This window comes from Roseivirga thermotolerans (assembly GCF_014653175.1).
Classification (GTDB): Bacteria; Bacteroidota; Bacteroidia; order Cytophagales; family Cyclobacteriaceae; genus Roseivirga; species Roseivirga thermotolerans.
Genome location: NZ_BNAG01000004.1, coordinates 516,383 through 529,585, shown reverse-complemented (window position 1 = coordinate 529,585; position 13,203 = coordinate 516,383). Strand labels below are relative to the sequence as shown.

Here is a 13,203-nt window from a genome sequence, read left to right as displayed (position 1 = left end):
TGTAATTTATAAGGTGGTAGATGAATGTTTATGTGTGCATGAACCGATTACTGCATGGGCGGAGCACGCTGGGGAAGTTGTGAGTTGATGAGAATACTGCAAAGAAAATTGAAATGGTAGGTGGCTGTGTTAAGAGTTGACCGAATGACCTTGAGCAGTTTTTTAAGAACGGTTGAGTTACTTTGAGCACAGAGATCGAAGGCTTTATTCAGATCGAACTTAGGGTTGAGAAAGAAAATGGATAGCTGTTGGCAATGAGTGTGGAGGCTCTCGATTAATTGTGGGCTTTGCCAGGCTAAAGCTTCGAATGAAAGCTGCTCATAGCCATAACGATTCATGGCCAGTAAAAACATTCCTTTTCTCAAATCGGGGCCAATAACAATATCTGTTTTGCTAAGGGCATTGGCCGCTGTGGTCAAATCTTCAGAGGTTAGCTCGGGGCAATCGGCACCAATACAAATAACCCTCTCAAAGTTTTGGCTAAAAACACTGTCAAAAGCTGATTGGAGCCTTTCTCCAAAATTAGCGCCTCTTTGATTGTGTTCGTTGAACTCAAAAACAGGAAACTGAGTAGCCATGGCTTTTTGCAGGCTTTGAGCACGAAGAGCCTCCAGCAGAGCAGTGTTAGCTTTGCTTTCATTCATCAGCTTTTTACGACTCGTTTCTCGAGATGCTGAAAAAGCAAAGAAGATAATGGCCGTTGTCGGTGAAGAAGTTTCCATTGGCGGGGTCAAGTTACATCACTAACCTACGTAACCCCACTATGTTTTGGATTTATCCTCTAATGTGTAATCTGGCGGTCAAAAGTACTGAGTGAACTGACCTATTCTTCCTTGAGCACATCTACCGGGTTAATCAAATAAGCCCTGATACTATGGAGCATAGCAGTACTGAGCACAATTACAGAGGCTATTAGTATGGCCAGAATAATAAGGCCAATGGGCAGTTCAATGCGGTAAGCAAATGAAGAAAGCCAGGAGTCCATCCAGTAATACACCACAGGAATGGCGATTAAAGTAGCTAAAGCCAGCCTCATGAAACCACTCCAATTAAGGGTTTTCTGTATAGCCATAAAACTCGCTCCCAACACTTTTCTGATACTCATTTCTTTGAGTCTTCTTCGGGCCGAATAGCCGGTAATTCCAAATAAGCCGATAAAGGCAACCACCGCGGCAACTCCTGTAAAGGTATTGAGCATGGTAATCATCACATTTTCTTGTTTGTACTGTGCACCAATACGGTCTTCTAAGAAATAGTAGGAGTACTCATATACATCAGGAATGTCGTGGTAATAGTCTAAAACAGCCTGAGCGGTTTCAGCCCAATTGGCACCATCAATGTTAATCAGGAATTCACCATTTGAGCCCTTTATAAAGCGCTTAAATAATACAGGTTCAATAACTTCCTTCTTGGACGCAAAGTGAAAGTCATTGACCACCCCAACTATCTTATGTGTGGAACGGCCTGAGCCAAGCGTTTTGCCTACAGCAGACTCGGCATCATAGCCCAGCTTCTGAGCTGCAGTGGCATTAATCACTACCAGTTTGGAAGAGTCAGGGTCTTCGGGCAAGAAGTTTCTCCCTGCCAAAAAATCTATTTCAAGGGTTTTAAAGTAATCCTTCTCTATTTCAAAAAAGCGAAACTTAAAATCGTGACCGGAAAAGCTCATTGAAGCGGTAACATCGTTTGGAAGTTGGCCTCCCCCGCTGACAGCATTTACACCAGGTATTTTTAATAATTCATTCTTTTTGGCATGCCTTGTTGTCCAAGGCATGTTTTCCAAGACCAACTGATGATCTTTATTAAAACCAAGATTCTCATTTCGCATGAAATGCATTTGTCTATTGGCGGTAGCTGAAACACAGATAAGGACAATAAAAACAGCTATTTGAAGGAGGCTGATAGCCCCTATTAAGCTCTGTGGTGAAAGTGCCTGATTGGTATGCTTGAAGATACTGACCACCCTAAGCCTAGTACTTAAATAAGCTGGATAAAGTGAACAAACGATGGCAATGAAAACAGAGAAAATCGCCCCTTTTAAAATAAGTGTAGGTTGATTCAAGGTACTGATTCCCAAATCTCTTTCAACCAAAGTTTCTAATTGAGGAATTAGCAACTCTACCAATATCATAGAGAGTACAAAACTGGCCGAAACATGGATAACCGATTCTACCATAAACTGCCTGTAGAGTTCCCCTTTACTTGCTCCAGCCACCTTTCTTACACCAATCTCTTTCCCTCTTTCAATTGACTGAGAAACTGCCAAGCTGATGTAGTTTATAACAGAGCAGGCCAAAATGAAAAAAGACACCAGATAGAAAATAGTCACATATTGACGGTCGGTCTTTTCCGTTACCTCATCTCTCACATCCAGAGAGTAATGTACATTGCTTAATGGCTGTAGACTTAATGTCTTTTCAGCTCCCCAAGGGTTCTCTTCTCCATAAATATTTGTGAGCTTACCTTCAACATCACTAATTGCTGTGTTGGCATTCAATAGGAGAAATGTCTGCAAAGAATTCATAGTGACATTCCAATTACCATCTCCCTTGTAGGCATACATCTTCTCATACAAGGCAATAGCGTCTGCTTTAATGGAAGAATTATTAGGCAAATCCTTGAAGACTGCTGATATCAGATAAGTGTCCCTTCCGTAGTAATCTACCTCTTTGCCAATTACATCTATGGTTCCATAGTTCTTTATAGCAGCAGATTCACTAATAAGCATAGCACTGGGAGACTCCAACGGATTAACCGTTGAACCATTGATTATTTCAATAGAAAAAATGTCGAGAAAACCACGATCTACTAATATGGTTGCAATGTTGGACCTACCCTGCTCTTCCTTATTGAAACCAAAGCCAATAGAATTACTATGTACCCTGCTAAAAGCTTCAATTCCCGGGACTGACTCCACTAATTTTGGGGAAAAGGCATCGCTAAAACTCGCTTGTTTTTCGGAACCAAAGTCACTTTCATAATTCTGAATCACCCGGTAAATCCTGTCCTTTTTTTCATGGAACTGATCATAAGCCAGCTCATTTTGCAAAAACAGATAAATGATAAAGAATGAACCCAAGCCAATGCTCAACCCTAGAATATTGAGTCCTGCATAAAGCTTGTTTCTTCTAATATTTCTAATGGCAGTTTTGAGGTAATTCTTAATCATGTGTTTTTAGTTTAAGTGGAGTGGTTCATTGTTTATGGTTCATAGTTCATGATGGTACGGTGCTCTATGAACTAAAACATGGAACTTTGAACTGGTCTATTCTATTCATCTCTCAATGAGTCTACAGGGTTGGCATGGGCAGATTGAAGGGTGATCGATGATACAGTTAGCCAAGCCACTACAATCGTGGCTAGTAATGGCAGTATTAGGAGCATTGGCGTAATATCTATTCTGTTAATATAGCCTTGCAAGATTTCACTAATGACATAGTAGGCAACAGTGATCGATATAAGGGCCGACAGGAGCAATATTTTTGTAAAACCTTGATTTAAAAGCAATAACAAATTGGCCACAGAAGCACCCAATACCTTTCTTACACTAACCTCTTTTTTTCTTTTATGCACCGATAGTCCCACCAAACCAAACAGACCTACCAAAGACACAGAAATGGCCAAAATTGAAGCGTAGTTTAAGGTTTTAGACCAGCGGGCTTCCTTGGTGTATAGGTTGGAATTATACTCATCTACAAAGGTCATATTAATGGGTTCATAAGGCAGAACCTCTTTCCAAACCTTTTCAACAGAGCTAATAACCTCAGAAAGTTTAGAGGGTTTATAACGCAGATAAATTTGGTTTGTATTCGCTGTAGCTCTTGGCCAGTTATTAGCCATGAGCATTACTGAATTCATTGGCGAAGTTGCAGAAAAGAGCTGATAATCGTCAATAACTCCAACAATTCGGAAAGCTCCATCGCCTATGATCTTTCCTACCGGATCAACAATACCCAGAGCCTTAACCGTTGCCTTATTGATTAAAACATTGGAGGTAAGTCGTTCTTCTTCAATGTCAATTTTATCGGCCTCAGTAATGTTTCTCCCTTCAAGTAATTCAATTCCAAGAGTTTCAATATAACCTTCATCAATGTCTGACTGAATAACAAGAAGGTTAGAACCATCGGCTCTTTTCAGGCTTATGGCTTCATTCATACTACTAGAGGCTCCTATGGCAACGATATTTGGAGATTGACTCAAACTATTGCCAATTCTTTTTGCCATGGCCTCGGTATCATCATTAGGAATTTCCAACCGAATGAGGTTCTGATCGTTATAGCCTTTGTCTTTATTGATTAAAAAGTGGTGCTGTTTATTAAGTGTAACTGTAACAGTGATAAGAACTAATGCCAGCAAGAACTGAAAGCCAACAATAGCTTTTGTAAGCCACTTTTTACCACCTGATCCCGTGAATCCTTTAAGCACATTGCTCACCTTTATGGCCGATAAAAACAGGGAAGGATAGATAATGGAAACCATGGAAGCACCAACCACTCCGGCAAGACAAACTAACAACAAATCGACCTCATGTAGTAAGTTTCTATTGAAGTCCTTTTGCATGAAACCTTCGAAAGTGGGAAGTGAAACCTCTGCTATAATAACCCCTAATACAAAAGCTATAACACATATAATACAGGCCTCTATGAGAAATTGAGTAACCAGATGCTTTTTGCTTGCACCTATGGTTTTTCTCACTCCAACCTCTTTATATCTGCTCATTGAGTTAACCAAAGAAAGGTTGGCAAAATTGAAGCAAGCGATGATTAGAATGAGCATAGCAATACTGGAAAGAATATAAACCTGATTGATATCTGCACCACCATACCCATCGAAAAAATGTAGGTCTGACAAAGGAAGCAGTCCATTTTCCTGCTCTCTTGCAAAGGCCTTGAATGATTCCTCTCCCTCATTATGCAACGCCCTGGAAGCAGCCATTTTTCTCAGTACCGAGTCTAAATTGGCCTCTGGATTTAAGAGTACATAGGCATTGGCCGGAGTTATAGACCACATATTTAAGGAAAAATCATCCATAATGGTTTTGAACTTACTCCAGGAGATAGCCATGCTAAAATTAAAGGTAGAGTTAGACGGATGATCTTTGATAACGGAAACCACCACAAAATCTTCAAAATGATCTCTCAACTTGATGGTAAGCGACTCTCCTGCTACTTGTGTCGAACCAAAATACTTGATAGCTGTACTCTCAGTGATCACTATATACTCCAAATCACTCATCCTCTCATCCAAAGCACCATCCACCACCTCGAAATCGAATATTTTAAATAAGTCGTGGTCGGTATATACAAGACTTTTTTCATCGATGTAGTTATTGCCCGACTTAACTGTTGCCCCTTCTTTTCTCAGTCGGGCAAAGGCTTGTATTTCTGGAATTTCATTGGCAAAGGCTTCAGCAACCGGGTAACCAACAGCTAATATTGTTGACTCTTCTCCTTGTCTTTCAGAGATTGTAGTAATTCTATAAATATTGTCCCCGTTGGAATGCCAATTATCAAAGGTTAGTTCATCTTTAACAAACAAACTGATGAGCAAGCAACTGGCTACTCCAACAGCCAAACCGAATATGTTAATAAGAGCAAACCGCTTGTTTCTCAAGAGATTCCTAAACCCGGTTTTGAGGTAATTCTTAATCATGTGTTTTTAGTTTAAGTGGAGTGGTTCATAGTTCATGGTGGTACGGTGCTCTATGAACCTAAAACATGGAGCTTTGAACTGATCTATTCTTCCTTGAGCACATCTACCGGGTTAATCAAATAAGCCCTGATACTATGGAGTATAGCAGTACTGAGCACAATTACAGAGGCTATTAGTATGGCCAGAATAATAAGACCAATGGGCAGTTCAATGCGGTAAGCAAATGAAGAAAGCCAGGAGTCCATCCAGTAATACACCACAGGAATGGCGATTAAAGTAGCTAAAGCCAGCCTCATGAAACCACTCCAATTAAGGGTTTTCTGTATAGCCATAAAACTCGCTCCCAACACTTTTCTGATACTCATTTCTTTGAGTCTTCTTCGGGCCGAATAGCCGGAAATCCCAAAGAGACCTATGAAAGCCACTACTCCTGCCACCACTACAAAAGTATTGATCAAGGTGATCATTACGTTTTCTTGTTTGTACTGTGAATTAATCTGGTCTTCCAAAAAGAAAAAATTCATTTCATCTCCTCCGGTAACCGATCTGTATTTAGCCTTTATAGCATCCATCGTGGTGCCTATTTTCTGTGGAGCTAGTTTTAGCACCAACCTATAGAACGGGCCTTGAATAGGTTTAAAAAGTGTTGCCTCAATGGGTTCCTTCTTTGAGTTGAAATGAAAGTCTTCAACAATACCAATAATTCGCATATCTTTTCCCAAGTGCAAGGTCTTCCCAATGGCTCCACCTTCAAAATCAAGGTTTTTGGCCGCTGTTTCATTGATCAAGACCACATTGGCAGAATCTGAATCTTCAGGTAGAAAGTTTCTTCCCTCTTTCAGTTTGATACCCAATACATCCAGATAGTTTTCATCAATCTCGAAAGCATGCCATGTAAATGGGTATTCAGAATAAGCCATTGACCCCATTACCCGAGAAGGGACCGAGGAGGCAAATGAGGCACTCACAACTCCGGGAACGGCAAGTAATTCATTTTTAATAAGCTCAACCTTGGTACTTGCTTCACGAGAAAACCTGGAGATGACCACTTGAGTCTCTTTATCGAAACCAAGGTTCTCATTTCTCATAAAGTACATCTGTTTATTGGCCGTAACCGCCACACAGATCAGCACCACAAAGACTACTATCTGGAAGACGCTTACCGCGTTAATGAGTCTCTTAGTAGAAAAGCTTCCTCTTCCACTCCTGAATATTTGAACCACACTCAATCTTGTACTCAAATAGGCTGGGTAAAGCGCACAAAGCACAGCCACTACCATTGAGAAAACGATGCTCTCAATCAACAAAACGGGTTCGTCTAATACACTAAACTCTAAATCCCTTCCAATCAGGTTTTCCAATTCAGGCGTTAGTAATTCAACTAAAATAATGGCCACCAGAAAGCTGAGTATCACATGCAAAAAGGACTCAGTGATGAACTGTCTGAAGAGTTGAAACCGAACTGCTCCGGCCACTTTTCTAATGCCAATCTCCTTGGTTCGCTCAACAGATTGCGAAAGTGCCAAACTGATATAGTTGAATACTGCACAAACCAATATGAATATGGCCACTAGGGTGAAAATGAATATGTACTGCTTGTCGGTTTTCTCCTGTACAGGGCCAGCAGTGGTTAAGGAAAAATGAACATCTCTCAAAGGCTGAAGTTGAACGTCTTTAAACTCAACTCCCTTACCTTTACTCTTTTCCTTCCCTACCTTAAGTATCTTTTCAGATACCAAATTTGGATCTACTCCAAAGGCCAACAGAACATATAATTGATCACCATAACTAAGGTTCCACTTAGTCATATTGTCTCCCCGGTAGGAATTAACCGCCATAATGGGAGCAATCAATTCTGCTTTAATGGAAGTGGTTTTCGGTAAATCCTTAAACACTCCCTTTACCAGAAGCGGTTTAGAACGGCTTACCTTAAGTGTTTGCCCCAAGGCTGCTTGTGGTGACCCAAAATACCGAATAGCTTTCGACTCATTCAGCAGTACTCCGGCATCGTTATCCAAGGCATTTTCTTTGCTTCCAGCCAGTATTTCCAAGTGAAAGAAGTCGAGGAATTCAGGGTCAACTGAAGCGGTTTGCACATTATCTGTAGAATCGGCTATGCCTGGAATAATCACTGATTTATTCCAATTATCTAATCTACTGTAAGCCTCTATCTCAGGTACTTCTTCTCTGATTGCAGGCCCTAAAGCAGGTGTAATTCCCGCACCATATTTATGTGAACCCACATTGTTGAGAGCATGAACAACCCGATAAATCCTGTCCTTTTTTTCATGGAACTGATCATAAGCCAGCTCATTTTGCAAAAACAGATAAATGATAAAGAATGAACCCAAGCCAATGCTCAACCCTAGAATATTGAGTCCTGCATAAAGCTTGTTTCTTCTAATATTTCTAATGGCAGTTTTGAGGTAATTCTTAATCATGTGTTTTTAGTTTAAGTGGAGTGGTTCATTGTTTATGGTTTATGGTTCATAGTTCATGATGGTACGGTATTCTATGAACTAAAACATGGAACTTTGAACTGATCTATTCTATTCATCTCTCAATGAGTCTACAGGATTGGCACTAGCTGTCCTGAACGATTGCACCGTTACCGTTAGTAAGGCTATGGACAGAGTAAGCAGTGTAGGCGCTAAAAACAACAAAGCCCCCAGGTTTATTCGAAACGCAAAATTCGACAACCAATCATCCAGAAAATAATAAGCTACAGGTATGGCCACGAGTGAAGCCAAAAGCACCAGTTTGGTAAAACTGAGGTTAAGCATGTAGACTAGCTGACCTACAGTAGCTCCTAGTACTTTTCGTACCCCTATTTCTTTTTGTCGTTGTTGAGCAGAAAGATGGGCCATTCCGAAAAGGCCAAGACAAGAAATAATGATGGCAATTACTGATGCTGTTGTAATTATAGATTTCCAACGCTTTTCTTCTCCATAACTATTTCGGTTAATTTCTTCCTGAAAGAAGAATTGCAAAGGGGTGTAAGGATCAACCTTTCTCCATATTTCGTTTAGTGTTGCCTCTAATTGAGTACTGTATTCCGGTTGGTAGCGCATGCTAATAGACCCAAAGTCTCCATTGTCGGGGTTGCCGGCAATCATTACTACAGGAGATACTCCATTCTTGGCAGAAGAATAAATGAAGTCCTTTACCACTCCAACAATCCTGTACTGATCTTTGGCATTATCACCCCCGCCCCCAGTTAAAAATGTGCCTACAGCGTCACCTTCTATTCCTGCTTTTTCAATAAAGTTTTCGGTCACAATTAGGTTGGTCAATGTATCTGTCCCTTTAAGGTACACATCGCGCAAGGGTTTCAGGTTTCTTCCAGCTACCAGATCAAGGTCCATCAGATGAATGAAATTGGTATCCACTTCTGTGTAGGCCGAGAAAAATTCTTTATTGTTATAACCCAACGAAGTGGCCGATCCAAAGCCATCAGAATATGAGGTCATAGAAATATTTGGGTTCTTTAAAAGCTCGGACATTATCACACCGGCCTGCGACCGATTACCACCCAACTGCATTACAGCCATATTTTTATCTTCATAGCCCAAATCCGTATTCAGCAGAAAGGAAATCTGCCTATTCATGGCCAGGGTACCAATAACCAGAATAGCTGCTATAGCAAACTGAAAGAGCACAAGTCCTTTGGTAAGGTATTGACGCCCTTGCAGCTTAACTTTTCCACTCAGGCTTTTAAGTATCTGAAAACGTGCCACCACAAAGGCTGGATAAGCCCCTGCCAACAAAGCACTTAATGCAACTACTCCCAGGCAGGCCAATACAAGATAGGCATCTTGAATAATGCCTGAGGAGAATGATTTATTGGTCAATTGGCTAAAGGTGGGTAAGAAAAGTTCGGCCAGAATGAGCCCCAGAACAAAGGCTATGATAGATATGTACAAGGCCTCTCCTAAAAATTGCCAGGCCACTTGCTTTTTGCGCGCGCCCAGTACTTTTCGAATACCAATTTCTTTGGCGCGTGGTATTGAACGTGCTACTGATAGGTTGGCAAAATTGATGCAGGCCAGTAACAAAATTAGAAAACCAATGCCTGATAGTATGTAAGAATAGGTGGGGTTGCTGGAACTTCTCAATCCTGCCGAGCTGGAGATTTCCTTATCGAGATGAATGGAGGTAAAAGCCTGAAGCTTACTATCTATGTTTCTTGCCCATTCACCTTCTTTTTCATCGGGGTTTAGTGTAAGCCGAACTTCTTTTAGTTTTTGCTCAAGAAGCTGAATGTCGACATTTTCCTTATCTAATAGGACCACCGAAGTATAGCCAATATTTGACCATGCCCTTGTCGGGTTTCTGAGTGGACGAACTCGCTCAAACTTCTGCCATGAAAAATAGGCCTGTCCATATAAAGAACTATTGTGAGGTAAGTCTTCAAAAACGGCATCAATCACGTACTTCTCTACATTTCCTTCCAGTTTAATGTTTAGTTGTCTGCCAGCCACCTTTACCGAGCCAAAATACTTCTCGGCCATAGTCCGATTAATCACCACAGAGTTGATGTTGGAGAGTGCCTCTTCTAAAGAGCCATCCAACACCCTAAAGTCGAATATGCGGAATGTACCGGGGTCTGTATAAAACGAGCCATATTCTTGCACCCATTCCTCATTTTTCTGAACCACAATGGTGGCGGAAGAAAACCTCGTAAAGTCTACTATTTCCGGTATGCGCTGGGTATACTCGAAGGCTTCTACCCTGTTAGTGGCCCCCATGGTATCTTTATTGCCGAACCAGTCGATCACAGAGTTTATTCGGTAAATACGGTTGGCCTTTGATTGAAATCTATCGTAAGTCAGTTCATCTTTCACATAGAGAAAAATGAGCAGGCAGCAACAAATGCCCACAGCCAGGCCAAAAATGTTTATGAAAGAGTACCCTTTGTGCTTACTGAGGTTTCTGATAGCGATTTTCAGGTAGTTTTTTAGCATAACTCGTTCATTGTTTAAGGTTCATAGCTCATGGTTAGATGCCCCAACTTGGAACTTAAAACATGGAACTTTGAACTGGTTTTTATTCATTTCTAAGTACTTCAGCCGGGTTTTTTCTCACACTATTCACTCCCTGAAGGGTAAGCATGGCTATAGCCAACAGCAGTACAACACCAGAGGATAGAACAAAGTAAAGATTGGTTGAATTAATGCGATATGGGAAGCCCTCGAGCCAGCCTTTAATCAGATATTGCGTTACCGGAACGGCAATAACCATGGCCAATGCAATAAGCAATACAAAGCGTAGATTTAGGTTCTTTAACAAATCCCATAAGCCGGCTCCCAGCACCTTGCGGATACACAGCTCTTTCTCCCGAATCTGACTCTCGAAGACCGCCAGAGCAAAAAGCCCGAGTCCGGCAACAGTAATCAGCATAATGGTCAATCCATTGAAAATAGAAATCAGAGCTTCTTCACTTTTGAAAGCATCATCAAAGTAGTTTTCTATGATATCATAACCCATTGGTTCACTCGCTCCTAAATCCTTCCAAACAGATTCTGCATAGGCGATAACCTCGTCTTGATTTCCAGCCTTATACCTCAGCAAAGTATTAAATACCTGATCAGGCTTATAACTTATCATCAATGGCTTTATTTTAGACTTGGTAGCACTGATGTGAAAGTCTTTAACCACTCCCACAATCCTTAAATCTGTACCTTTAATTTTCTCTCCAATGGCTCCTTTCGGGGAGAATCCGAGAGCCTCTACTGCAGTTTTATTAATTATCACACCATTATTCAAACTAGCTTCCGGAAGGGATGAAAAGGTATCACCAGCCAACAGCTCAAGTCCTGCTATTTCTAGAAAGTTCTTTTCCGCATTCCCAATTGTAAAAATTTCGTTTCTTCTGTTTTCTCCTTCGCCAAGCTCTATAATCATTACGCTGCTAGTCTTGGGAATTGGTCCTGCAGAAACCATTTCAATTGCTGTAGATCTGGCTAGCTCATTTCGAAATACCTCTCGGTTATTATACATCCCACCTGTCCTCATTTCAATACTGAGAATGTTTTGAGAATTATACCCTAAATCCATATTGATCATGTGATGGGCCTGAAAACGAATGATTAGTGCGCTCGCCAATACTCCAGTGCAAATGGTAAATTGAATAACAATCAAGGCTTTTCTCACTATCGATCCCTTTGAATTAGGGAGGTTACCCTTAAGAATTCTGGAAAGATGAAACCGACTACCTATCAGTGCTGGGTATAAGCCAGAAATGACAACTACTAGAAGAAGAACCCCAATGAGAAGTGCTAAAGCCGAAGGGTCTGAAACAATATCTAATGAAAGTCTTTTATCAATTAGCTCATTAAATCCGGGCAAAACGAGTTCAATGCCTATAATTGCCACTGTGAGAGCCAATAGTGCAACGAAAAAAGTTTCTCCTAATTGATTGGCAACCAATCTGCTTCTGGAAGCACCAACAACCTTTCTGATGGCAAAATCCTTGGCCCTGGCAAACGACCTGGAAGTTGTGAGGTTGATGTAATTGAATGAAGCTACCAACAACATAAGGGTTCCAACCACACTGAAGATTACGATGTATTTTTCCTGACCACCAAACATTCCTCCTATTGGTCTGGAGGTTTCCCCAGATAGATAAAGCTCACTGAATTTGCCAAACGAAAAAGTTAATGCCACATCATCCCCAGTATTTTTTCTCATAATTTCACTGGCATCTTCCTCGAGTTTTTCCAGGTCATACCCTTCTTCAACCAATAAATATTGCACCCCCATACCAAAGCGCCAATTACCTTCGATATTCACATAATGACCCTTAGTAAAATCGATTGGAATAAGGAGGTCAAACTGAAGATGTGAGTTTCCCGGTATTGGCTTAAGTACTCCAGTGACACGGTAATTTCCATGATTCTCAATTTCGATGATTTCACCCATTGGGTTTTCATTTCTAAAATGCCTTTCAGCTAATTCATGAGAAATAACGACTCCATCGGGCACAGAAAGTGCTTTTTGAGGATCGCCAATCGCTAAATCAAAATCAAATATTTTGAACAAAGAGCCGGTGGTGTTATGTAGCAGTTTTGTATCAAACTCCTCTCCCTTTACAGTATACTTTGCAATCTGTGAATAGCTTATGTTAACAGCCTCCTTAACGCCTGGACTTTCTTTAACCAAAGCCTCTCCCAAGGGAAAAGCAGGCTGCAGAGTCATAGAACCGGTTGGGGTTTCGAGAGTTCTTTGCGGCTTATAGATATTCTCTGCATTCTTATGCCACTTATCGTGGGTCAACTCATCTTTTACATAAAGCGAAGTGAGCAGAAAACAGAAAATACCTAAACCAAGCCCAAGAATGTTGAGCAGTGCATAGTACCGCTCTCTTTTCAACGACTTGATGCCACTTTTAAGGAATTGTGTAAGTTTATTCATTACCTCTGTTGTTAGTCTTCATTGATACATTTTCCGTTTGCTCTTGAATGCATGAAGTGTTTTATGTTCCATGCTGCTTCAACTTCGAACCCCTAAAGGGGCAGCACCACATCAGCTCTATGCTCCTGTGATCAAGCC

At 41.0% G+C, this 13,203-nt stretch carries 6 protein-coding genes; all 6 read right to left on the bottom strand.

The genetic code is table 11. The features are described from left to right. Positions 1 to 47: 47 nt before the first annotated feature. The 6 genes from IE164_RS16065 to IE164_RS16040 all read right to left on the bottom strand — a co-directional run bounded on the left by IE164_RS16065 (position 48) and on the right by IE164_RS16040 (position 13,065). Positions 48 to 722: a DUF2064 domain-containing protein gene (locus tag IE164_RS16065; protein WP_189631272.1), complete on the bottom strand. Its 675-nt coding sequence runs from the start codon at positions 720 to 722 to the stop codon at positions 48 to 50. Between the two features lie 101 nt (positions 723 to 823). Continuing rightward, positions 824 to 3,169 carry an ABC transporter permease gene (locus tag IE164_RS16060; protein ID WP_189631271.1) on the bottom strand — a complete coding sequence of 782 codons (2,346 nt, stop codon included), beginning with the start codon at positions 3,167 to 3,169 and terminating at the stop codon, positions 824 to 826. Positions 3,170 to 3,270: 101 nt separating this feature from the next. Then, the gene (locus tag IE164_RS16055; protein WP_189631270.1) at positions 3,271 to 5,652 is read right to left on the bottom strand and encodes an ABC transporter permease; all 2,382 of its coding nucleotides are present in this window, start codon (positions 5,650 to 5,652) and stop codon (positions 3,271 to 3,273) included. A gap of 83 nt (positions 5,653 to 5,735) precedes the next feature. Beyond that, the gene (locus IE164_RS16050; RefSeq protein ID WP_189631269.1) at positions 5,736 to 8,093 is read right to left on the bottom strand and encodes an ABC transporter permease; all 2,358 of its coding nucleotides are present in this window, start codon (positions 8,091 to 8,093) and stop codon (positions 5,736 to 5,738) included. Positions 8,094 to 8,201: 108 nt separating this feature from the next. After that, on the bottom strand, positions 8,202 to 10,616 hold the full coding sequence (locus IE164_RS16045) for an ABC transporter permease (protein ID WP_189631268.1): 2,415 nt from the start codon (positions 10,614 to 10,616) through the stop codon (positions 8,202 to 8,204). A gap of 82 nt (positions 10,617 to 10,698) precedes the next feature. Beyond that, positions 10,699 to 13,065, bottom strand: coding sequence for an ABC transporter permease (locus IE164_RS16040; protein ID WP_189631267.1), 2,367 nt, complete (start codon positions 13,063 to 13,065; stop codon positions 10,699 to 10,701). Positions 13,066 to 13,203 lie beyond the last annotated feature (138 nt).